Here is a 25539-nt window from a genome sequence, read left to right as displayed (position 1 = left end):
CAGCCCATGAGCAACCATAAATCAGATTTATCGATGGCTCAGTTAACCCTGCCGCAACAGGGACGTAGTCAGTCACAACGGCTGCCCGCGGCACTAAAAGATGATTACGTAGGCTTTGATGAACGAGACAAAGAAGCATTATTTAGCTTGGTGAAGCAACTGGCCGCTGATGTCAGTTTCTACCAGCATAATAGCAAGGTCGCCGACGGCAATTGGCAGGACTTTTTTCCCTATCGCGATGGCCAAAGTGAGCAATGGCTAAACCAACAACGAGGTCACGTTCCACCGCACTTGGCTTTGTTTGACGCTTTTATCAATGCGCTTCAGCAAGGGCCTCAGGCCGAGCTAAACCAGCTGAAACAAAAGTACCTGAGCCACTATTACCAGCAAGTTCTCCGTTTCAAACCTAAGCCTGCCCATGCTACTCGGGCCCATGTGGTGCTTGGGTTAAAAAAACAAGCGCCATCGCAATTGGTCACCAGCAATGATTTGCTTACTGCTGGTAAACGCCAAGATGGCTCCGAAATCAATGTCGAGCCAATTGAAGATAGCGTCATCAATCAAGCTCAAGTTGTCGACATACGCAGTCAATACCACCATGCGGATGAGCCGGGTGTCATCAGAGTGGCACCAATCGCTAACTCTGCCGACGGCTTGGGCACAGACTTCGGCAGCGCCAATCAAAAATGGCCCGGCTTTGGCCACAAACAATTGCCAATTGGCGAGTTTGGTTTGGCTTTGTCATCACCGCTGTTGTGGCTGCGGGAAGGACATCGCAGCATTACTCTGACGCTGCAATTGAGCGCAGCGATTAGCGCCGATGAAACCACTGTTGATGATTTATTCGCAGTGTCGTTAACCACAATGAACGGCTGGACGGTACCGCAATTGGTCAATGGTCAGCTCAATGGCCAGCGACTGACTGTCACTTGCACACTAACCAACGAAGACCATGCCATTAGCGCCTATCAGCAACAATCACATGGCCTGCAACTCAACACGCAACAGCCCGTCATTCAGTTACTAGTTAATCCAGATGCTTCTCGTCACTGGCGCCGGCACCTATTGCAACAGTTTATTCATTGGGTGAAGTTGGATGTTTCGGTAACAGGCGTTAAACAGCTTCAGATTAAATCAGATACCGGCGTAGTGGACCCAACCGCTAGTTTCTTTCCTTTTGGCCCACAACCAAAAAGTGGTGCAACTTGTACCATCGACAGCGATGAGGTTTTTAGCAAGCGGCTACGGAAATTAACCTTGCACCTGAATTGGAAGAGCCCACCGCAATCGCTCCATGAGCACTACGCGAACTATGACAAATACGTCACTATGCCGAAAATCAGCAACAGCTACTTTGGCGCTGATGCCGCTGCTATCGATCATGACAAGCGGCTGTTGGCAGCCAGTGAACAGCCGCTATTCCAACATCACAATGCTGCCCTACCGCAACGCATCGACTTGCTCGAGTCACAGCCAGCCAAAGCTAAGAGCAGCAGTGAAGCAAAGCTTGCCAAACAGCTCGGCAGTCACAATAGTCATTGGTCGCAGCAGCGTTTTAACTCCCTGAGTAGGATAAAACCGAGCTACCAACCGCTTGGTGAGGATCAGCGCAACAAGCAATCAAGCAAGCGGCAACAACGAACGTTCAAGATCGAAGCGAATGACACGGTCCAATCGGCCAATTTAATACTGACACTAAAGCAAGATTTCTTTCATCAAACGTTCCGTAACGCCTACGTCAAAAATGTCATCGCCGCCAATGACAACAAAAAAACCGTGATGATTAACGAGCCCTATACCCCAGAGCTCAGCAGCATCAGCATCGACTATCAGGCCTACAGCAACGAAGTAACAGTTAGCAGCATCAATGCCGATGACTTTGCCAACGATGAATTGAAACTGTTCCATATCGATTGTTTTGGCCAGCGCCCAGAACACAGTTATCAACGAGCGCAGCTTTCCTTTGTTAGCGAACGACGGGTACCACTATTTCCCGAGCATCAAGAGCAAGGTGCACTGCTTATAGGATTGTCTAATCTGGCTGCAGGACAAAGCTGCCAACTGCTTTTTCAACTTGTCGATGGCAGCGCCGACCCCAACTTGCCTGCGGCCACTCTTCAATGGTCAGTGCTGTGCGACAACTACTGGCAATTGCTCAATCAGCAGCAGTTAGTGTTTGACCGCAGCAAAGGGCTGCTGCGCAGTGGTTTAGTGAAATTGCTGATTCCCACCAATGCGACCACAACTAACAGCCTGATGCCAACGGGTTTAATCTGGTTAAAAGTAGCAACCAATGACGACGTGGCAGCGATTAACTTGTTACGAGGTATCTATGCCAACGCCATCGAAGTGGTGGTCCAAAACAGTGCCAATCGAACAGACTATGACGCCTTGCTCGCTGGCACGATCGGTCAGTTTAAGCTTGGAGGCCAACAAGTAAAAACCGTGCAGCACCCGTTTGATGGCTATGCTGGCGCCGCAGCCGAATCGGCTGCAGATTTCGCCACTCGCGTTGCCGAGCGGCTTAAACATAAGGATCGCGCATTAACCATTGATGATATTGAGCGCCTGACATTGCAAGCTTTTGCTAATGTTCACCGCGTCAAGGCGATTCCTCATGCTCGCGTTGTTGGTGACCATGGTCATTTTCATAGCCCAGGCGATATCACTGTGGTTTTGGTACCGCGGGCTTCCAACAACGCCCAAGATCCATACCGTCCGAAAGCCGACCAGTTGACGATAGCAAACGCCAAAGCATTGCTCAGCCAACGAACGTCAATGCAAACCACGATTCACGTTGTCAATCCGTTGTATCTGCAACTTCAGCTACGCTTCAAGGTTCGATTCACTGCCGGGTTGGAATTCAACTATTACCGCGATCAATTGCAGAACGCCATACAACACTTGTTATCACCATGGCTAACTAATTCATCGGCAGCTGGCGATTCACCGCAGCCACAGTTCGGCGGCCAGATCCACAAATCAACGGTGATGCACTTTATTGAACAGCAGCATTATGTTGAGTTCATCACTGACGTCGAACTCAGAGCAAGCCTTGATGGTGCCGAATGGTCCGCAGATCAAGCAAGCATATCGGTCACCTCACCGCTGCAGATCCTAACCAGTAGCGAGCAACATGTAATCACCGAGGTGGGCCGTGACTAAACCGAGGATCGATCCACAACAGCTTAGCGACACGCCACTTGATGCTAGTCATTTGTTTAACCAAAGCATTGAGCACATTATTGCCCTCAGTGGTGAGGTCTGGACCGACTACAACAAGCATGATCCGGGCGTCACGTTACTTGAAGTCTTATGTTACTTATTGACCGAGGTAAGTTACCGACTGCAAGCGGATATCAGTGATGTTTTGGTCGATGATATCCCAGACGATAACAACGAGGCCAAAAACCACAGATTGCTAAGCCACTTCCCCGCCGCCGACGAAGTACTCACCTGCGCGCCACTTACCGAACTCGATTACCGCAAATACTTAATCGATATTCCCGGGGTGGAAAATGCATGGATAGCGCCGGCGCCAAATTATTTGTATCTCAACACGGACAACAATCGGATAACGGTCAAAGCGCAGCAAGGCTCCGATGTCCGAGCGTTAACGATTAAAGGTGGCTATCAAGTTACCCTCGAATTGACAGAAGGACTCAATGCCCAAGCCAAGAAGCAAGTTATTGAGCAGGTCGAACAGGCTCTGAACCGGCAACGTAATTTATGCGAATGGTTTGCGCCGCTGAAACTTGTCGGCAAACAAAACTTCATCATTTGTGGTGACATTGAAATATCCCCGCACGCCGATGCCAATGATGTGTACGTTGCCATCATGTTGGCGGTACACAACTATGTGCAACCACCTATTGATATTCGAAGTGACCAGCAGCAGTTGCAACAACAAGATTGGGCCGACGCACTGTTTAATGGCCCTCGACTATCGCATGGCTTCGTCGACAGTCAATCTGTGGCCGAAACTCGGCTCGGCCGAACGCTGTACTTATCAGACCTTATCACCCTGATCATGCAACTGGACGATGTTGTCGCAGTTCATGATTTGGTGATCAATCCCGACGGCCAAAAGCAACCATTGGCAGACCGATGGCAAGTTGCAGTAACGGACAACAAAAAAGCGCAGTTCAAGGCGCAAGCGAGTCACTTAACTTTGCTCCGTCGCGGCCTACCAGCACATTATGATAAAGAACGCGCGCTTGCTGACTACAAGTCACAACTCAAGTCAGGTCGGCAACGACGCGAGCAGGTGATGGCTTTGCAACTACAGTCGCCCGTTGGCAACAGCACTGGACTTCGCAGTTATCACAGCGTGTCGAGAGATCTTCCTGCAGTTTATGGACTCAGTGACGCCGGTTTGAGTAACCAAGCATCTGAGCTGCGCAAGGCCCAAGCATTGCAACTTAGCGGTTACCTAACGCTGTTTGATCAACTTGCTATTAGCATCCTAGCGCAAGCTTCGCATCTGAATGATTTGCTGTCGCCTGAGACAGCCCAAGAACGAAGTTATTTTAGCTTTGTTGCGAAGTCGGTGGCGAACTGGCAACTATTGTTGGGTGATGACCCAACGGCCACCGCAAAGCTAGATTCAGTACTGACCAATGAAACAGTCGATTTGGATCGACGCAACCGCTTGATGGATTTCATGGTCGCTCGGTTTGGTGAAGATCTAACCGACCTCACCACAGCAATGCTCAATGCTTTTGGCTTGGCGCCACGGGCAACGCTGCGGTACAAAAGTCAGCTTTACCAAACCATCACTTGGTCGTCTCGTGATCGCGGTCTGGGCCATGACATCAGCCAGCGTAACCAGTACTGGAACACCAACAACGTGTCAGGGTTGGAACTAAGGTTGTGTCGTTTATTAGGCATCGCTAACAGCAACAGACGAAACCTGGGCGATGTCGCCTATGATATATACGCCGAACTCGACACCACGCCTGATGATGAATATCGCTTTCGGATCCGCAATCGCGATAGCGGCGCCATATTGTTATCAAGCAGCACTCGATACGACAGCAAGGCTGCAGCTAAAGCCGAAATGCGCCAGACCATTCTGTTCGGATCGTTGCCATCTCACTACCAGATTGCAACCAGCAAAGATGGGCGTTTTTACTTCAATATCATTGATGACCAGGGCGAGGTCATTGCGCGCCGTATTGAGTATTTCACCAGCGAACAGCTTGCCCGTGCCGCGATTGAAGAAGTGGTCGACTACCTAACCGTAAATTACAGCGATGAAGGCATGTACCTGATTGAGCACAGTTGGTTAATACCCAAGCGCGATGACGAGCCACAATTAGCAATAGCTACAGATGACCATGCGATTGAATCGAACGAACCATACAGCTATCAAATACATATCATCCTACCAGCCTACGGTGCTCGCTTCGCCAGTATGGAATTTCGCCGCTATTGCGAAACGGTGATTCGCAGTGAAGTACCAGCTCACATCATGCCCCGGGTTTGCTGGGTCGACAAAGACGATATGGCGCAAATAGAGAAGGCATATCACGACTGGTTGGCCATTTTACATGGCGCCACAACCACAGATGCAGATGACAGAAAACAAGCATTGATCGATGCCATCTGCGCGCTCAATAACGTTTACCCTCAGCAACCACTCCACACCTGCGAATCCGAGGACACGGGCTTTGTCCTTGGTCGAACCGCACTGGGTACCTTCAAGGAGTCACTATGACCAGCATACATCGCAGCCTTGAGAAAGTAGCTCAGCAGTACACCGTTTTCGTCGATGATCAGGTGCTGACTGACCAGCAATTGAATAGCTTGTCGACATACCTAGACGATCACAATCGCTTGACCCGCACTACGCTGACAGGTGTCGGCATAGTCGAAGGCATGAATTTGAGTCTGCAAGACGACCGATTGCTGTTGACTAGAGGGTTGGCGATTACCGGTGACGGCGATCTGCTAGTCAACGTCAATAGCAGTCGCTTCAACCGCATTAAAAAGTACCCTGAGCAAGCGCCAAATTATGAGCCGTTTCGCCACGATGGCGAGCGCATTCAACTTTGGCAGTTGGTGAGTGAAGACAGCAAGGACGATGACGCAGCGCCATTAATGGACAAAATCGACGATTTAGCTGAGTGGTTGTTTGTGCTATTTGCTGAAACCTATATCGACCAACCAAGCCTTTGCACTGGCACCAATTGCGATAACAGCAGCAGTACCTATACCAGTGAAACTCGGCTGTTAGCGACCCCTGCTAAATATGCCAACCAGTTGCTGGCCGATTTTCCGGTGAATCACCTTGAGTTGGATGCCCTAACCCGCAGCTACCTGCCAACAATAACCATCAGCCCTAGCCTGAGCACTCAAAGCGAATGGTTTGATGCCATCCGCAATGCAGCAAATGTTGTGGTTACTGAGTTGAAGCAGAACTTTTCGATATGTTGGAAAGTAATGCAGCCTTTGTTGCAACGCCACATTGACGGCAATCCAACAACCGGCTGGGTTAACAGACTCACAGCCATCGAAAGCAAAGCCGCCAGTGAAACTCTCCGGTTACAGTACTATTACGAATTTCTGCAAGACTTGTCGCTTACTTGGAATAACCTCTTAGATGCCCTTGCCTTGGCTGCTCCGGGCGAACTAATGAGCCCCGGAGCTGGCGCCAAACATTTGCTGTTGGGCTATTTGTCATTCGACAACAACGATGGCCCGGTGCCAACTGACGCAACAAGCAACAGTGATAACCCCAGAAGTGGTTTTTGTCCATCGCCCGCGTTACGGCCAGACGGATTAGAGCAGGTTAAATTTTTGCTGAACAAACTATCAGCATTGCTAAACCAGTTTGGCTGGGGCCATATCAGCTCGCTGAGAATTACCCCATCAAGCGCCAGCCAACCAAGTGTGCCAGGTTATTATCACCCACGTGTTTTCCAGCACTGGGATCTGACCGCCAACAAGTGCCAGCGTAACCGCTATTTATTGGGTTACCATGCTGGCCAAAATCGTCCCCTCGGCGGAGCCGATAAGCCATTACTTAGAAACCAGCAAGGAGTCGATTTTTATCGTATTGAAGGCGTTCTAGGGAAAAACTACACCAGCACCACATCGGCGCTACGAAAACTAATCAGGCAGCATCAGTTACCTTTTAATGTCACTGGCGTTTTGATCGAAGGTAGTTATCGCCAAGTGCTTGGGCCGATAGTTCGACCGGCCAACGGCTTACGCGACTTTGAGTATTTGTTGCGTCGCGATTTGTCCGACCAACTCGCAGATGTTTCAATATTTAGTAAGAACTTCCGTGATGAAGTGATCCGCCAAGCCGACAATGACACCATCCGTGATGGCGATGTCAGCGATGTCAAAGGGCTAGCCAATCAGCGCCATGAGCTCATTCATCGAGTCGCAAAAAACAGTGTTAGTCTGTTAAAGAAGCCGACCCTTAATACTCAAGAACGCGCCAGTTTAAACAGTGATATCGCTGATTTAGTGCAAACCAGCGGTTTGTTCAAGAACGATTTAGCGAAAGTATCAACCACCCATTTCCCCACCCAGTTTGATCAATTGATTGGCAATCGCACGCCGTTTTGGCTTGATTGGCTCGATCGCATCAATAACGAGCAGGACAAACAGCAAGCAGAGCAGCATTTGCTAAGCAAGTTTGTTGACAGACACCCTGGATTGCAGCATTCCGGCGGTGTGCCGGCCGGAGGAACCTTTGTGATGGTTTACAACAACAGCGGCAACGTCGTTGGTTCCGGCCATTTATGCCATTACATTGAACCGGTTGAAGAGCAAGTGGTGACACCCGAATTACCCAAGTTCGACCCGCCATTTCAAGCCATTCCTATTCCCGGTATCCAAGTACAACCATCATTGGAGCTGTCGTTTGAGCGCAAGTTTAATGATTTCAACCAAACTGTTGAAACTCAGATTGCCGATAAATTCCAGTTTCAAACGGTTTACGCCGATGCCTTACAAAACTCGCTGGGCATTGTTCGCGATCTATACGTTGCCGATAGTAGCAGTCCGGTTATCGACAACCCCATTGGTGATGTATTTGCCGAAGCGCTGGCGAACAACATGGTGGCATTGGAAACCCAAATCGCCACTTATGACGATCGCATGAAAGTCGCCAGTAGCGACCAAGAAAAGGCGAAATGGCAAGACAAAAAGGCCAAAGCGCAAGAATCCATGGCAGAAAGTATCGTCGAGTTGGCCGATTACAGCGCCACTGAAACATCGATGGCAGGTACCAATAGTAATGTTGCTGTTGCTCGGATCATTGCACGATCTGCGGCGTTAGAAGGAAACACAGCGGCCATCGCGAAATTGACATCGGGTATCGCAGAGCTCAACGACTCACCGGTAAAAACTAACCTAGCGGCTAATTTTGGAGGACGCTTTGGCGGCCTTTAATCATCATATTCGTCGCGTCAAAATGCATGCTGCTGCGGCTGATGAGCGGGCAGCATTACATCTGCGTGCCGAGCTGCAGTCTCGAATTGGTGGCATTCAAAATGCCTTGGAGGCGGTCATCAATGATGTGTTAGGCACCACCAGTAGCAAGCATCAATTTGACCCAAACCAATGGCATTACTTAGCTAAGCTGGATGTTGCCCTCAACTTATCGGCAAACCAATTGCGTGACAAACAGGCGTTTACTAGGGAACTGACCAATAGTCTTACTGAAGCGCTTTTATCAGTGTCATCGCAGCAGCCAACAGCATCACTTCACTCCACAGTTTGGGCTCCGGTTAATCAGGCGGCAAGGAATAACACTGCGGCAGCGAACTCAAACCGACTAGTCACTGAGGACCAAGCCAGTCTGCAACATGCTAACGCCACAAGGCCAACTGAGCTAAGTCCAGAAAATCGTGCCCAGGCGATTATCAGCCACGATTTACAATATGGTTGTTTGCCTTGGTTCGCCGATTGCGAACAAGACAAACCAGAGCAATTGTTACCTGCACTGCCATCATCGGAACTCAAACAAACCCTTGTCCATCTGCTCGACTATCATCCTGATTGGCCCAGCCGCATTCGTCTTAGCGAGTTGCTCATTTCAGCTCGAAGCGATGAAGCGATTGACGCTCTCCTCGACTTAATTGCCAGTGGCACCGAACGCCGCGATTCTTCTCAAGATGTAACACCAAAAAAAGTTTGGCAGCGCATTAACAGCGCCGAATCACTCACCAACAGCCAACGTGTTTTGTTACTCGCCGCTATGACCAAACCCATAGGCCAATGTTCTCAATTTGCGATTGATTGGTTCAATGTCTCCGTCGAGCAAACCGAGCAACTGTTGCGAGAAATATGTCACTCCCAAGGCGAGCAAGATTATCTAACCGATCTTGTGGCTGTGATGAATAGAACCGGCAAAACTAAGGGCGCCGAACAGCATACAGGGCAAACCAAATCTCCTGCATTGGCCGAACCCAAGGCTGAAGACCGTACGGCACCCACCCTACGAGTGCCGTACGCTGGTGTCATCTTGTTGTATTCCTATCTGCCCCATTTATTCGCTCGTTGCGATTGGCTTGCTCACAACCAGCGATTGCGATCCAAGGCCATCCCCTTGGCTGCGCAAGCCTTAGGCTATTTAGCTTGCGGTCAACATCAATTCCAAGAACAACAACTAACATTCATTAAAGTGCTAGTTGGTTTGAAACCCGATGACTGGCTTATGGCCCCGGAGCAAGCAATAGATGCCGCGTTGATGAATGAACTCGACACCTTGCTGCTTAGCCTACTAAGCCACTGGTCAGCATTGAAAAGCTCATCGATACAAGGTGTGCAACAAACCTTTCTGGCGCGTCAGGGCTTATTGCGATGGTGTGGGGAGTCCGACGATCACGGATTTTGGCAACTGGTTATTGAACGTCAGGGCGCCGATATGTTGCTCGATTACTTGCCCTTCGCTCTGTCACATGTGAGGTTGAAATGGATGCCGCAGCCAATCCAGATAACCTGGTAACCATAGCGACCGTCAACGCTGATGCCCTAGAGCGCGAGTTACATTGGCTCGCGCAGGTGTTGGAGGCACGCCTGCACGCCTATTTTTACAGCGATGATGAACCATTACATTTTCGCTTTGATAAAGCTAAACCACCAGATTTGCCTGCCCGTTCAAACTTGCAACAGTTGATCGATAAGCATCAGCTACAAGCCGCTGAACGGCTGATTTTAGCGCTCGTACTGACGCCCTACATCCGCCCGCAAATGCTCGATGTGTTGTTTTCCCGTAACAAACATACCGACCGCGGTCATACCGAATTTGGCGGCTTGCAATCACAAAGTCACGGCGGTTTTCTACCGACCATTGAAACCGCATTATTCGTCCTCGCTGGTGACGCGCTTGATGAGCGCTTTACCGTGCAGCCCAAGCTGCAACCGGACGCCTTGCTATTTCGGCAGGACATCATCCAAGCCAACTCGCTAGGGCCGTTAGAACCATGGACCAGCCAGGCATTAACGATCAGCAAAGAAATGCTCGATTGGCTAACGAGCGGCAGTGCATTTAAACCTGCCTTTAGCCGTGACTTTCCGGCCAAACGCATCAGTACCCAACGCTCTTGGCAACAACTGGTGTTGCCCAATGCCATCAGAGTGCAACTACAAGAAATCGCCGATTGGGTGAAGTACCACCAAGTGCTGATGACTGATTGGCAAATGGAAGATCGGTTATCGCCGGGCTACACCGCGTTATTTTATGGCCCACCGGGCACCGGCAAAACCCTATCGGCTTGTTTGCTGGGGCAATACTGTGAGCGCGAGGTCTACAAGATCGATCTCAGCTTATTGATCAGCAAATACATTGGCGAAACGGAAAAAAACCTCGCCCGTATTTTTGACACCGCCGCCAACAAAAACTGGATATTGTTCTTTGATGAAGCAGACGCCCTGTTTGGTAAACGCACTCAAGTCGAAGACAGCCGTGATCGCTACGCCAATCAGGAAGTCAGTTACCTTCTGCAACGGATTGAAGAATTTGATGGCGTGGTGATCTTGGCTTCAAACCTTAAAAACAATATCGATGAAGCATTCATTCGCCGCTTTCAAAATATCATCGCTTTTTCCATGCCCGCGGCACCAGAACGGCAATTACTGTGGCAACAAGGTTTCTCCAGCAAAGTGGATTTTAGCGATGATGTCGACTTTAGCCGCCTTGCTGATCGCTATGAAATTTCCGGCGGCACCATCATGAACGTCGTGCGCCACTGCAGCCTACATGCAATCAGCAAGCAAACAACGCGCATCTGTCAGGCCGATATTGAACAAGGCATCAAGCGCGAGTTTATCAAACAAGGCAGGCGTATCTAATGGATAGCGCCAAAGTAGCCCGCTCCGCGACTCGAGCACCGCTGCAGCAAAATCCAAGGCTACTGCGCGCTGCCGCTGATCAAGCAGGATTGAAAAGTAAGCCCGTTGCTGTTGCGCTGAAATCAATTCAGCTCTCAAAGCCACAAGATGCCGATGAACAAGAAGCCGATCAGACCGCAGACAAAGTCATGCGCATGGCGCAATCGAGCCAGCAGGTGCCAGCCAGACCAGCAACCATCGACAGCTCCCCTGCTCGCGGGACAATATCCCAAAGCTCATTGCTACAGCGCCAAGCTAGTCCACTGAATGGCCAATCCTCCAATTCGTTGGCCCCAGAACAACAGCAACACATTAGTGCCGAGTTAGCATCAGCCAATCATGGCGGGCAGCCGTTACCCAACAAAGTGCGCCAGTTCATGGAGCCGCGGTTCGGCGTTGATTTTTCTGCCATACGGATCCACACCGATGGCGCCGCAAACCGCCTGAACAAACAGCTGAGCGCCCGTGCATTTGCCTGGCGCAATCATGTATTTTTTGCCGAAAACCAGTTCCAACCCGAGTCTGAACAGGGCAAACGACTCATTGCTCACGAGCTCACCCATAGCATTCAACAGGGCGCTACCAGCAAGTTGCCAAATAGCAACAAGCCACCAATGGCCGTAGTCCAGCAGCGATCCGACAGCATCCAACGTCTCGGTGTAAGTGATGCAATAAACTACTTCGCCAGCAAGGCCTACCATATCCCCGGTTTTCGAATGCTGACCCTGTTAGTGGGTTTCAATCCGATCACCATGACACGCACCAGTAGCAACGCACCAACCAGACTCAAAGCGGTACTTGAAATGGCGCCCGGGGGCCACTTGCTCACTCAAGTGCTAGAAAGTCATGGCCTGATCAACAAAGTCGCTATCTGGTTGAGCGCGCGTCTCACGGCATTAGGACTTAGCGCTCAGCGAATGCGCTCGCAATTGTTGGCATTTCTCGACCGACTGAGTTGGCGCGACATCTTTAATCTCTCTGGCGTATGGCTGCAAGCCAAGCGCATGTTCGCCGAACCGGTATTTCGGGTGGTCAATTATGTTGGCAGCCTAATCACAACCATTCAGCAAACGATCAAGCAAACGCTGCTGGCGCCGCTAGCAAAGTTTGCCGCTAAAACTCGCGGTTGGGATTTGCTCTGTGCAGTACTGGGCAAAAATCCAATTACCAGTGCCAAAGTAACGCGCAATGCAGAAACCGTGTTGGGTGGTTTTATGACCTTAATTGGTCAGCAACAGGTGTGGCAAAACATCAAAAAAGCCAACGCCATTGGGCGCGCTTGGCAATGGTTCCAGACTACCTTAGTCGGGCTGAAGCGTTTTGTCAGCGCAATACCACGGATAATCCAAGCTGCTATCGGTGCTCTGAAGTTGGCCGATTTACTCACTGTGTTCGGCGCTTTTAAACGCATTGGCCAAGCATTTGTCGGTTTTGTGGGGCATTTTGTCGGTTGGGCAAGAAATCAGGTCTATCAACTACTGCTGATTATTTTTTCGGTGGTCGCCCCTAAATTAATGCCCTACTTAAAACGAGCCGGCAAAGCACTTCGCTTTATTATCCGCCACCCGCTTCATTTCTTTAAAAACCTAGCGCGTGCCGCTAAACGAGGGTTACAACGATTCGCTGGTAACATTGTCCGTCATTTACGAGGAGCGCTATTAGGCTGGTTGACCGGTACGCTCAGTGGTGCTGGCATTGCGCTACCGAAATCCTTTTCATTGAAAGAAATCACTAAGTTTGTTCTGAGTGTATTGGGCGTTACCTGGCAAGCGATACGGCGCAAATTAGTGGCGGCTATCGGAGAGCCCAAGGTGGCGTTATTAGAACGTGGCGTGGCGTGGGCTCGGGCAATCGTCACTCAAGGACCAATCGCCCTATGGCAAAAACTAAAACAAGGCGTGGTGAACTTAAAACAGCGGGTGTTAGGGCAGATCATTCATTTCATCAAAGTGCGAATCGTACAGGCAGCCATTGTTCGGTTGCTATCGATGATTAATCCGGCTGGCGCTTTTGTCCAAGCAATCCTCGCCATTTACAACACCATCATGTTCTTTGTGCAGCGCTTGCGGGGCATTATCCAAGTCGCAAAATCACTGCTCAGTTCGATGTTTGCCATCGCATCTGGCCACATCAAACCCGCCGCTCGTAAAGTAGAACAATCGCTCGCCAAAAGTCTGACATTGGTGATTAGTTTTCTCGCACGCTTGCTCGGCTTGGGTAATATTTCAAAATCGATTGGCGCCATCATCACAAAGTTGCGGGCTCCCGTTGACCGGATGATGGATAAGGCAGTGCGTTGGCTAGTCAATAAAGCAAAAAGTCTAGGCGCCACATTATCGCAAACCAAAGTATTGCAAACCAAGCTACCCAAAGATCCTGCGGCAAAACTACGGATGGGGTTAGCCGCTGCCAAGCGACTGATTACTCGCCTGCCTCGCGGCCGGCTCGGCGAAGCAGTGATTAACAAAGCCTTAATGGCGATAAAACTACGTTTCGGATTCAAACAATTAGAGCCCAGAGTACGCAACAACCGTTGGTGGGTGTATGGCCGAATTAACCCTGAAGGCGAGCAAGATACCCAAGTACCAACGGCTAACGCGCCAGCAAGTCAGGCTGTTAATGCCCTGCCCGATCAAATTGATATTCTCGATAGCAGCAATACGGTGCAGATCGCTAACTACTCACGTAGCCGCAAATCCGGCGACATGCGTCAGAGCATCTACAGTGGCAACAGCATTACCTTGAGCAAAGCGCGATTTAAGCAAAATGGCAAACAACAGATCCAAAACCTCGGCCGCCAGCAACAGATTCGCTACACCATTTCGGAAGTCAATGAAGACTATAAGCCACCGCTACGGATAAAAGGCATTGTCGATAGCGCCAACCCAGAAGAAGCAGCAACCTATAACGGTCATCGTCGCGCATTTGGCCGTCATAAACGAGATTGGTGGCGCGGCGTCAATAGTGAAGATGGCAAGATCCAAGGCTTGATTATCAAAGGCTGGTTGCTGCCCGGGACAAAGAAAGGCCTGCAAGGCGGCACTCGCAAGTGGCGCTTTATTTACAGCTTGTTTAATGATGATGAGAAACGTCACTACGGCAGGCAAGCGAAACGCAAAGCCAATATGCTGCGAGCATTTGAAAACCACCCAGACAAGTACCGAGTTAACGATTTATATGAGGCGTGGGATAGTCGCATCGGTGAGCAAACCGAAATCCACCATATGCTGCCATTGGACTTTGGCGCCAACAACGACCAAACCTTTATCCCGCTATCGCGAGAAATGCACACCAAAAGCGGCAATAGCATTCACTTGGCATTTTGGAACCCACTCAAACGTTGGCTAGTTGGTTTGCGAGGCAGCGCGCAAAGAGCCGCGTAGTCGCCGCAAAATCAACCCAAACAAGCCGTTCATTTGCATTGCTTAACACACCGCGTTGATTGCCAAATAGGTGCTTAATAGCTTGGCAACTTATCACTCCATCTGTTCCCAGCTTTGCTTTTTACGATAAATCGTTGATGGACTCACTTCCAGCAATTCGGCAGCTTTGGGAATATTGCCATCGCAATGATCAATGGCTTGTTCAATAGCCTGTCTTTCAGTCAACCACAGTGCTTGTATTGGTCTGACGAAACCTTGCGGCTGTTCTTCGATAACAAATTCTGGTGTTTGTTCGATTTCAAATTCAAGCTCGCCACTTAGCTCACGCTCGGGTAATAGCTCGTCAAGCTGAGCGCAAAGATTTTGCGGTAGGTGCTCCACGGTCACTTGTTCGCCATCGTTGAGCACACAAATATTGCGCACCACATTTTGCAGTTCCCTAACGTTGCCAGGCCATTGGTACCGACTTAGCACCAATTTCACATCATGACCGAAGCGGCGGAATTTTTTCCCTTCGTCTTTGGCATATTGGTTCAATAGCATCTGGCCAACGGCCAATACGTCCTGTCCTCTGTCGCGCAACGGCGGCAGATGAATTGGTACCACATACAGGCGGTAGTAAAGATCTTCACGGAACCGGCCTGCTTGCACTTCTTGCCATGGATCGCGGTTAGTGGCGCAAAGAAAGCGCACATCGACGGTTTCTTCGGCACTTCCGCCGACGCGTTGGAAGCGGCCAGTTTGAACAAATCGCAGCAACTTAGTCTGCAAGTCCATATCCATCTCGCCAATTTCGTCTAAAAACAAGGTACCGCCATCAGCCAGCGAAGCTGCGCCTTTGCGCTCTCTTTGGGCGCCAGTAAACGCACCTTTGACATGGCCGAAGATTTCACTTTCCATCAACTCTTTGGGAATTGCGCCACAGTTCAATGCAATAAAGGGTTTGTTCGCTCTTGGCCCCTGCTTATGAATCGCCTCTGCACATACCTCTTTACCGGTGCCACTCTCGCCGGTGATGAATACAGTGGCTTTACTTGGTGCCACCGCTTCAATCATCTTGTACACCTGCTGCATGACCAAGCTACCGCCAATAAAGCCCTGAAAGCTCGATCGGGCACTATCGGCCTCATAGCCCTCAACCAAATTTTGCAAGCGGCTGAGTTTCATGGCATTACGAACAGTGACATGCAAGCGGGCGCCGTCAAATGGCTTTTCAAGGAAGTCGATGGCGCCTAAGCGCATGGCATCCACCGCAACATCAATGGAGCCATGCGCAGTAATCATGATCACCACAGGTTCAAAGCGCTGACCGTTGAGCCACTGCAGGACATCCAAGCCACTCATATCGGGCAGCTTCAAATCGAGTAACAGCACGCTTGGCGGGTTGTCGGTCATCGCCCGAATAGCGGCTTCGCCACTTGCCACACGGGTCAGCTGCGCTGGTTCATCAGCCAAATATGCTTGATACACCGCTGCGAGTGAATCACTATCCTCAACCAGCAATATCGAATCATTCCTGCCCATATCCACTACTCCTGTTGGTCCGCTGCATCCTCGGCCAAAAAGCTATCCAGTGCCGCCATGGTATTGTCTAACATCAACTGTAGGCGATGTTCCAAATTGTTCACGCGCTGCTGATGTTGTGCCTTAGCCGCATGCTCAATGTCTTTCGCTAGTTGTTGAAAACGGCTGGCGCCAAATGTGCCCATGCTGCTTTTCAGGGTGTGTGCTTCGATCTCTACCTGTTGCCAGTTGCCACTGCCTGCCAGCACCTTAACGGCAAATACACGGGCCTGAGCTTCTTCTTTTAAGGTGGCGAGAATATTCTTCACCGTGGCGCAACTCGTTTCTCTGATCAAAGTATTGAGAACATCTTCATCAAGCAGCGCTATGGCCTCATACTTTGATTGTTCCTGCTCAGTTGGATTTGGTTCATCGACAATATCTGAGGTGGTAGATGTTTGCTGGCTATCTTGTTGCGGAGTTGACTCTTCTAGCCAACGCTCAGAGCGTTGTGCCGACCATAATGCAACTTTCGCGCGCATCGCTGTGATATCAACTGGCTTGCTGAGAAAGTCGTCCATGCCGGCATCCAAACAGGCTTGTTTGTCCTCTTTAAAGGCATTGGCAGTCATCGCCACAATCGGCGTATTGCGGTTCGGTCCATCCGACTTGCGCAACATTTCAGTCGCTCGTAAGCCGTTAAGCACCGGCATTGCAACATCCATCAAAATTAAGTCAAAGCGTTGCTTCGCGGCTAGTTCGATGGCGATTTTGCCGTTTTCTGCCTCCACCACGTCGTTAGCCAGATTAGCCAGCACTTGATGTGCTACCGCTCGATTTGAGGCACTATCTTCAACTAACAAAATGCTGATGTTACGAGTGGTTGTTTTATTGCCAGCTGGCAAACGATTGTCTTTCGGCTCGGCTTCTGCGGCACGACTTTCTAAGGGCAACCAAATAGTAAATGTACTGCCTTCACCGAGTGCACTAGTGAGGTCGATCTTACCTTGCATCATGTCGATCAATTGTTTGGTGATCGCTAAACCAAGGCCGGTGCCGGAACGCTCCATGCTGTTGATGTCTTTTAGCTGATAAAACTCATCAAACAAATAAGGCTGTTTAGCAGACTCAATGCCTGGGCCAGTATCGGCAACACTCACTTTGAGTCCCGTGGAATCAATAACCAGCGTCACTTGGACATCACCTTTCTGGGTAAACTTAACCGCATTACCAATCAAATTGAGCAAAATTTGGCGATAACGTAGGGCATCACCGTAAACCTCAATAGGTTGGTCAAGCTGATGCTTCATGCTTAAACCAATACACTTTTGCCCGGCACTAGCCTGAAACAGCTCGACCAGTGACTGGGTCACATGTAGCGGGTTAAACCAGTCAGGATTAAGAGCAAACTGACCCGCTTCAATTCGAGAAAAATCCAACACATTGTTGACGATGGCCAGCAACACATTGCCAGCATCATCGGCGGAAGTAACCAAATGGCGTTGTTGCTCGGTTAGTGCAGTTTCTAACAACAACCGATTCATGTTGATAATGGCATTTAACGGCGTACGAATCTCATGGCTCATGGTCGCTAAGAACCGGCTCTTTGCCTGACTGGCCAGTTCAGCTTCGGTGCGCGCTTGGCGCAATGACTGTTCAACCGCTTTTTGCTCGCGTAAATCGGCAAAGTGAGCCACGAAATTGCTGATGCTACCGTCTTCCTGCGTGACCGAAGAAATACTCAACAGCTCTGGCAGCAAATCACCATTCTTGTGGCGATTCATAATTTCACCAGACCACTTACCTGTGGTTGTCAGGGTTTGCCACATATCCTGATAAAACTCGTCGGTGTGCTGATGCGACGATAAGATCCTTGGATTTTGGCCAATAACCTCATCTTCTTGATAGCCAGTAATACGAGTAAAGGCCTGGTTAACCCGAACGATGTTTGCGTCAGCATCGGTAATAAAGATGGCTTCGTTGGCGTCAAATGCATGGCCAGCTAAGCGCAATTCCTGCTCTAAGTTAATGCGGTCACTGATGTCGCGCATAAAGGCGGTAAAATGAGTTTCTTTTCCTACCTTGACGCCGTGAATCGCCAATTCACATGGGAACTCATGACCATCTTTATGCAGTGCCACCAGTTCCAACCGTTGACCAAGCACCTTGGCTTCGCCTGATTGGCGAAAACGTTTCATCCCTGCGCGGTGAGCATTGCGAAATTTCTCTGGGATAATCATGTTAGCGAGCTCATTGCCGATCATTTCATAGCGGCTAAAGCCAAAGATTCGCTCGGCAGATTTGTTGTACTCGACCACGTCACCGTTGTGATCGATAACGATCACCGCATCATTAGCAGAAGAAATAGTGGCAGTGAGAATGCTGCGATGGGTATCAAGTAGCTCTGATAATTTTTGCTGTTCTTCAATGGAGTCATGCAACTCCTTTTGTGTCGCCTGCAGCGATAACGACATCTTATTAAAGGCATTAGCTAAACGCCCCAATTCGTCATCTTCGGCGATTTCAACCTGAGCACCGGGCCCTTTGTGGCGAATCTCACGGGCGGTATCCGTCAAGCGTATCAACTGTCTGGCAAAGCGAGTGCTCAAGGTGTACACCACAAATGCGGTAGAACCAATAGCGAGCAACACCAGTACGGTAAGTACACCGATGAGTTGCCAAGTCTGCTCGGCACTCACAGTTTGCTGGGTACTTTGGGTTAGCCAGTGAAATGCAAAACCAATAATCGCTGCAAACAATAAGGCTTCGACTGCAGCAATAGCGCCAATAATCTTCCAACGTATACCTAACTTCATCTTAAGGTTCCAGCCGCTTTAGCGTTAGTAACGCAATGAAAGTAGTTGAGAATCGTAAACTTTTTTAGTGAACCATGCGGTTAGTTTAGGCCAGCGATGAGAAAACTTTTGCAAATTGCGAATTAATTCAAGCTTTAGCGACGGATTAAAGCGATCGTTCATCACCACGCCAACGATGTTGACGCCATCCTGAGTCAATTGCTGACAACAGCTTTGCAGTTGGCAACTCGCCGTCACCCCCGCCAAATAGCAAATCACCACACCATCAGCAGCCGCCATTACCCGCGATGGAGGCAAGTTCGATTGGTTATTCAGTTGTTGCGCGGCACAATCAAACAGCACCAAGTCGAATTCGTTTGTCCATTGCGCAACCAGCGCTTCGAGCTGGCCGGGCTCTTTTAACCGCAGTCGACTGGCAGCATCCAACGGTGCTGGCAAGTACCATATTGAATCATCATCCATGGTGCGCGGTTGCGGCGCTTGACCGTCATTCCAATGCCAGTCATCAGCCCCTATGCGTGGGTGAAACAAGTTGAAGTCCACCACCAACACTTTTTTGCCGACACTGGCGGAGCGCTTGGCAAGAGCATCTACCATTAAGCTAACCCCTTCGCCAGATTTCGCTGCCGACACTGCTAAGCATCGAACACTAGTGATTAATAGTCGTTGGTAGACACACTCTAATTCTTGGTAGTTCACTGGTAATGCCATTAGATGAACCCCAACAAAGCACTGATACTCACCACTCGGAAGATGTCTTCGAGGCCTTGTCTGGCTTTAAACCAATCGCTGTCCTTCTCTGACGGTACATAAACGGTGTCCCCAGCACGCAGCACCGGTAGCATTGAGAAATCACCACTTTGGCTGAAGGCCAACAGATCAAAAGACCGAGCTTGGTCTCGACAGCACGACAAGTTCACCACAGTAATTTTTTCTGGATAGCTGTTGTCATTGACGCCACCGGCCTCGGCTAACAAATCAAGTAATGTCATGTCATCATTGAAACGATAGCGCCCCGGTTTACCCACTGCGCCCAGCACTCGAACGGTCGATTCTTTCGACTCAGCTAGCCACAAACGATCTTTCTCAGGAATGTAAATCGAATCGCCCGGAACCACCTTAGGCAATAAGTGTTCATCGCCGGTTTCAAAGTACAGTGATAAGTCCAGTTTGCTGATTTTGGCGGTATTGCCATTGCGGTGACTAATGCGGACATTGCTAATATCGGCATTGCCCGTTGGGCCATCGGCAGCGGCCAGAATATCGAGAAAGTGCATCGCCGGATCAAAGCGATAACGCCCCGGAGCACCGACTTGGCCAAACACATAAATAGAATCATCTGAGGCCTGGCGGACCCATTGTGATTTGTTGTCACTGGGATCATCCGGTAGCTCTGGCACCATCACCAAAGTACCTGCGGAGATCTGCGGCAATTGTTGTTTGGTTAAATCACCTGCTAAAAAGTCATTGAGGTTAAATTCCTCAGTTCTAGTCCGGCCTTGTCCTTGGGGCACAACAATTTGGATTTTGGCCGTATCGGCATTGCGCTTAGGGCCGCCAGCGTGAGCCAATAAATCCATCAACGACATTTCATCAGACCATTCAAACCGCCCTGGTCGATTGACTTCCCCCATCACCTGCACGGCACGACTAGGCGCCACTTTAGTCCACGATTTCTCATTCAAATCGGTTTTTTCTGGGACGAAAATAGCGTCACCTGGAGAGAGCGACGGCAAGGATGATGTCATACCTTCGGTGTAAGCAAGCAGATCAAACGCTTCGATTTGGCCATGTGGACGGATCACCCGGATCTGGCGAGTCTCAGCGAACCGAGTTGGGCCACCAGCATTGGCCAGCACATCCAAGAATCCAGCATCGGCATTGCCTTCATAGGCGCCAGGTTTAAATACCTCACCCATGACATAAACAGTGTTAGCTCCTGCTTTGATTTCTTCTTGCTGCTTGGGCACGAAGATAGTGGTACCCGGCTCCAACGTTGGCATTAGATTGACATCGCCACTGTCGAGATACTGAGTGAGGTTAAACAGCATTGGTTGGCCTGAAATAATCACCCTGATTTGCTCTACACCGGCGTATCGAGTCACCCCACCGGCTCGCATCAACATATCAACCAATGAGGCGGTTGGACGATAAGAAAAACTGCCCGGTTTAAACACCTCGCCAAACACTTTGATGGCGGTGCGAGTCTCTGCTGCATCACCTTTATCATTCAGCGCTGTCGGATCAAATATCGTTGCGATATTGCCAATGTTCTTCGATGCTGGGACGAAAATAGTGTCTAACGACTGCAGCTTAGGCAATGCGGTTAAATCGCCACTATCTAGATAGCGCTTATAATCGAACACATACTGCTCACCAGGACGGCGTAATTGCATCCGATCGAGCTGGGCTCCTGCGCGCATGCCACCGGCCAACTTTAAAGCGATTTGTACCCCAGCATCGGCAGACATAGTGATTTCGCCTGGGTTCTCAACATAGCCCATGACTTGAATGCGGATACGCTTGTCTGCGACATAAACCTTCAAACCAGACAAATCTCGGTAAGCGAGGCTCAACGCTTGCGTCACCGCTTGCGCCATTTCCGGTTCAGCCATGCCCGCAACCGGCACAGCACCGACCTCGGGCAGTTGCAAGCGCCCAGAACGGTCGACTTCAAACGGTTGCTCAAAGCTTTCCTCACCCGGCATCACGATTTTAATTTGGTAACCGCTTTGAATAGACTCTACATTGGCCTTGGCTTGTTCGTCAGCTAGCACCGCAGTCATATTGGCAAACACAGCTAACAGCGTGATGGCTAATTGTTTAATGAAGCTGTTCATGAGGCGCTCCGTTGGTGTGTTGTTCGATCAGATCAATGGTAACCCGGCGATTGGAATGAAAATGCTCGATTGAATCACCTGCCCGATACGGCCGACTCGACGCGGCGCCCTGCACTCTAATTCGCAGCGCTGCGACACCTTGCTGTTGCAGGAAATCAGCCACCGCTTGAGCTCTGAGCATCGACAGTTTGAGATTATGCTCAGCGCCGCCAGCAGCGTCGGTATGGCCGGTGATCAGTAAATCCAATGGCAAGGCAGACACCATAGGTACGGCCCGTTGTAATTGGTCTTGATAAGCCGGAGTTAACCGCGCCGAATCGCTTTCGAATTGATTATTGCGGTTCAACAGCGGTAACAAGTTTTGTTGTAAATCAGTGAGCTTGAGTGGATTGGCAATAGTTCGTTGGCATTGGCCGCCAGCATTGACCGCATCAAGACGATTCTCCAATTCAGCAAGAAAGTACTGCTGCACCTCTAGGCTATTAGCCGCATCTTGCTCCAGACCACCTTTGAGTTCTCGCATGATCCGCTGTTGCCTTGTTTTGGCTTGTGCAACCGAGGCAGGAAAGCACAGCTCAGCACCTTCGAGAACCAACAGATCCAATTGATGTTTACTGATGATGAGTTCAAAGCGCAGGCCGTGCTCTGGGCCCATGGCCTCTTCATTGGCTAAATCCAACAGGCTCAATAACAAACTATTGTGCTCGGCAAAGCCGCCGGTGCCTTGTTGGGGCCAAGAAGCACACCCTTGCGCTAACAGTGCCATTAAAACCAAGATGATGCGCATAACAGCCACTCCTTAACAACTTGGATTAAGCGGCAACCGGCAACGGCTGCGGCATACTTGTCGATTGTTGCTGGTCAGCAATTACTGGGATCAGCAAATCAATCCTCAGCAATGTCATCATTCGCTGGCATTTGCTCTGCACGTCGGCAACAAACAACTGACCGCCGTTTGTGCTCAAGTACTTGGCAAGTTGCAACATCTTCGCTAGTACAGACACTGATAGCTCATCAACGTCAGCCATATGAAGAACGACTTGTTTGCTAACTCGGGCCAAATCAAGCTGGGTCAACAAACGCTCAACTTGCGCCTCAATTCCATTGTTAGAAGAAACCAATGCGATATGAATTTCATGGTTCATTTGATTGTGAAGTTCGATTGTTTGCATGATTCTCTGCTCCCACTAACGATTGCTAAGTTGCTTTTCACAATGACAATAGCGAAGCTCATGCCAACCCTTAAAAAACGCATTTAATCAGTCAGTTAATCCACAACAAGAGCATCACACACAAAACAAAAACGACCCGTTTGCAAATTGCAAAACGAGTCGTTTGATCGATCGCTGGGGGCTATTTGGCTATGCGCGGGAAAGGTGGCGTTGCAAGGCTCGTTGGATGTAGCTCAAACAACCTAGCAGGCAGTTCCAATGGCCTTCCAATAAGTAGTTCAAGGCATTAAGTGCGCGCGGCCAGTCAACTTGAGGTGCCAAACGAGGCAATAAAGCTAATAATCCACCGAGCAGTTGCAGCACCAACAACATAGCAAATGCAGCCGAGCCACTCGCTAGTACCACCGAGCCAACAAAGCCTACTAGCATCAAGAACGGACACAGCACCCGCAGCGCTTTGCCGCTAATGAAAGTGAATGCCACACCTTTGAATTTTGGCAGCAGCAACTCACGTAAACGGATGAGTTGCTGCAAGTTGCCAGCACCAATACGGCGACGACGAGATCGGTCTAATTGATCGCTAGCATGCTCCAATTCCAAAGCACAAATGCGTGGTTCATAAATACCGCGATAGCCTCGCGCTAATATCTGCATTGGCAATATGAAATCATCGTTAATGGTGTCACTGTGCAGTTTGCGAAACGCCTCACGACGAATCAGATAGAAGGCGCCGTGAGCGCCTTGCAGCGCACCCAAGTTAGCTTCACTCTCACGCACCATACGTTGATACTGCCAGTACTTATCTTCGCCTGATGAACCTGGATTGAGGATTTGGTAGCAGCCACACACCACTCCAACATGGTTAAATTGAAAATAGCGAGCAGCCAGCTTCATGGCATCGACAGATATGATTGCCGACACATCAGATAAGGCCACGATGGTTGCTTGAGATTCAGTAATGGCCTGATTGATCACCGCGACCTTGCCGCGATTTTGCTGATATTCAACGACCTCGATATTGAATTCGCAAAATGGCATTGCTGCCAGCTGGGTCCGAGCCACATTAGCGGTGTTGTCACTACAACCATCGCACAATAAACGCACCGTTAGGCGCTCGGCGGGATAATCAAGAAACGCCAACATGCTCAACTTGTCTGCGACAAAGTCTTGCTCATTATAGGCTGGGATCAGCAATTCAATGGTTGGCCACTCTGACGGCTCGGCTGGAATTCGCTGTTGCCAGTGCTCGCCATTCTTCGGCGCTCGCCAGTGCGACAACCATTTCAACAACAGCGGATAAAACACATGGTGATAGGCCACCAAAGCGAATGATAATAAAGTGATGCACTCAATCATGACGATGCCTCCTACTCCAGCGTTTTAAGCAACTGCAGCGTAAGAATTACGCAGGGTCGCGTAGCGCGTTGCCATTACCTTGCCGTCACCGGCAACTCGAACAAACTGGCGCGGACACGATTGCTCAGTGCTGGCCAACGTGGCTGTCAGACTGTCAGCCAATTGCTTGGGGGCACCGGCAGCGACCAAACGTCCTGTTGCCGGACACAGGGCTTCATGGCTAGCGCCAACGTCAGTGACCACAGCAGGCACACCACAAGCCTGAGCTTCAAGCAGCACCAATGACAAGCCCTCATTAAACGATGGCAAGCAAAACACATCTAAAGCCTGATAAAAGGCTGGCATCTGATCGATACTGCCAAGAAAGTGCACACGTTTCTCAACGCCGAGCGCTCGGCACTGCGCCTTTAACGCTTTTGCTTGTGAACCGTCGCCAGCAATTGCTAGGTGCACCGCTGGGTTCATTGACGCCAACGCCTCAATCAACACTGCGTGACCTTTCTCCAGTTCTAAACGCCCTGCTGAACCGACCAATAAGGTGTTGGCTGGTAGCTGCAATTGCGCTCTGGCTTGCGATTTTGAGCCTGGGCGAAAACGGTCAGTATTAATGCCATTTTGAATGACGTGGACGCGGCCATCGGCCAACCCTAATCGTGCGCTCATGTCCCGGGCAACAAGCTTGGCATCGGCAACTAAAGCCGGTTTGACTAGACGCAGCACCCAACGCTGCAAGCGGCAGCGTTTATCATCCTGTAAATGCCAAGCATCGTGTTCGGTATGAATGACATTGCGGATCCCTGCGAGACGAGCGGCGATACCGGCATATAGTAACGGGCCGATATGGTGGGTATGGACGCTACTAATGGCGAAAAAATTCATTAGGTCGACCAAGCGTTTGATAATCGACGGTTGCCAGCCTGGCTTTTTATCGAGAAAGATGATTCGTTCGGCATAGGGCTGGAGCTTCGGCCAATTGACCAATGCTTCATCTCGGCGCCCCTCCAGCGACACCACATAGCCCGTTTCGCCCTGCTTGTGCATGCGACACAGATCCAGCGCCATGGTCTCGATACCACCGGGCTTTAAGTGTTGGACTACCTGAATATAGGTGCTCATA

General features: G+C 50.0%; 14 protein-coding genes. 6 read left to right on the top strand and 8 right to left on the bottom strand.

The window, feature by feature from the left end; all coding sequences use genetic code 11:
* Positions 1–6: 6 nt before the first annotated feature.
* Genes CBE68_RS13480 through CBE68_RS13455 form a run of 6 tightly spaced genes read left to right on the top strand, consistent with a single transcriptional unit; the run spans position 7 to position 14735 of the window.
* Positions 7–3165, top strand: coding sequence for a baseplate J/gp47 family protein (locus CBE68_RS13480; RefSeq protein WP_143824565.1), 3159 nt, complete (start codon positions 7–9; stop codon positions 3163–3165).
* Entirely contained in the window at positions 3158–5719 is a 2562-nt protein-coding gene (locus tag CBE68_RS13475; protein ID WP_087506622.1) for a YegP family protein, read from the top strand. Before CBE68_RS13480 ends, CBE68_RS13475 begins: the two co-directional genes overlap by 8 nt.
* Positions 5716–8409, top strand: a complete 2694-nt coding sequence (locus tag CBE68_RS13470) for a hypothetical protein (RefSeq protein ID WP_087506621.1) — start codon at positions 5716–5718, stop codon at positions 8407–8409. Before CBE68_RS13475 ends, CBE68_RS13470 begins: the two co-directional genes overlap by 4 nt.
* Positions 8396–9967, top strand: a complete 1572-nt coding sequence (locus CBE68_RS13465) for a contractile injection system tape measure protein (RefSeq protein WP_087506620.1) — start codon at positions 8396–8398, stop codon at positions 9965–9967. The genes CBE68_RS13470 and CBE68_RS13465 overlap by 14 nt, the downstream gene beginning before the upstream one ends.
* Positions 9934–11313, top strand: coding sequence for an ATP-binding protein (locus tag CBE68_RS13460; protein ID WP_087506619.1), 1380 nt, complete (start codon positions 9934–9936; stop codon positions 11311–11313). The genes CBE68_RS13465 and CBE68_RS13460 overlap by 34 nt, the downstream gene beginning before the upstream one ends.
* Positions 11313–14735 (top strand): eCIS core domain-containing protein, encoded by a 3423-nt coding sequence (locus tag CBE68_RS13455; RefSeq protein WP_087506618.1) that lies wholly within the window; start codon positions 11313–11315, stop codon positions 14733–14735. Before CBE68_RS13460 ends, CBE68_RS13455 begins: the two co-directional genes overlap by 1 nt.
* Before the next feature lie 93 nt (positions 14736–14828).
* On the opposite strand, the gene CBE68_RS13450 is transcribed toward CBE68_RS13455, so the two are convergent.
* The 8 genes from CBE68_RS13450 to CBE68_RS13415 all read right to left on the bottom strand — a co-directional run bounded on the left by CBE68_RS13450 (position 14829) and on the right by CBE68_RS13415 (position 25538).
* Complete coding sequence (locus CBE68_RS13450) at positions 14829–16259, bottom strand: sigma-54-dependent transcriptional regulator (RefSeq protein ID WP_087506663.1); 1431 nt, start codon at positions 16257–16259, stop codon at positions 14829–14831.
* A gap of 5 nt (positions 16260–16264) precedes the next feature.
* Positions 16265–19054, bottom strand: a complete 2790-nt coding sequence (locus tag CBE68_RS13445; protein WP_087506617.1) for a PAS domain S-box protein — start codon at positions 19052–19054, stop codon at positions 16265–16267.
* 24 nt (positions 19055–19078) lie between these two features.
* Positions 19079–19765 carry a P-loop NTPase family protein gene (locus tag CBE68_RS13440; RefSeq protein WP_087506616.1) on the bottom strand — a complete coding sequence of 229 codons (687 nt, stop codon included), beginning with the start codon at positions 19763–19765 and terminating at the stop codon, positions 19079–19081.
* Positions 19765–21894 (bottom strand): SLBB domain-containing protein, encoded by a 2130-nt coding sequence (locus tag CBE68_RS13435; RefSeq protein WP_087506615.1) that lies wholly within the window; start codon positions 21892–21894, stop codon positions 19765–19767. The genes CBE68_RS13440 and CBE68_RS13435 overlap by 1 nt, the downstream gene beginning before the upstream one ends.
* Positions 21878–22681, bottom strand: a complete 804-nt coding sequence (locus CBE68_RS13430; protein ID WP_087506614.1) for an OmpA family protein — start codon at positions 22679–22681, stop codon at positions 21878–21880. Before CBE68_RS13430 ends, CBE68_RS13435 begins: the two co-directional genes overlap by 17 nt.
* Before the next feature lie 25 nt (positions 22682–22706).
* Positions 22707–23066 carry an STAS domain-containing protein gene (locus tag CBE68_RS13425; RefSeq protein WP_087506613.1) on the bottom strand — a complete coding sequence of 120 codons (360 nt, stop codon included), beginning with the start codon at positions 23064–23066 and terminating at the stop codon, positions 22707–22709.
* A gap of 189 nt (positions 23067–23255) precedes the next feature.
* Entirely contained in the window at positions 23256–24422 is a 1167-nt protein-coding gene (locus CBE68_RS13420; RefSeq protein WP_087506612.1) for a glycosyltransferase family 2 protein, read from the bottom strand.
* A 24-nt stretch (positions 24423–24446) separates the two neighbouring features.
* Positions 24447–25538 carry a glycosyltransferase gene (locus tag CBE68_RS13415; protein WP_087506611.1) on the bottom strand — a complete coding sequence of 364 codons (1092 nt, stop codon included), beginning with the start codon at positions 25536–25538 and terminating at the stop codon, positions 24447–24449.
* Position 25539: the final 1 nt, after the last annotated feature.

The organism is Neiella marina (assembly GCF_002165625.1).
GTDB classification, from domain to species: Bacteria; Pseudomonadota; Gammaproteobacteria; order Enterobacterales; family Neiellaceae; genus Neiella; species Neiella marina.
The sequence above is the reverse complement of the archived record's forward strand: the minus strand, read 5'-3'. Positions and strand labels throughout refer to the sequence as shown.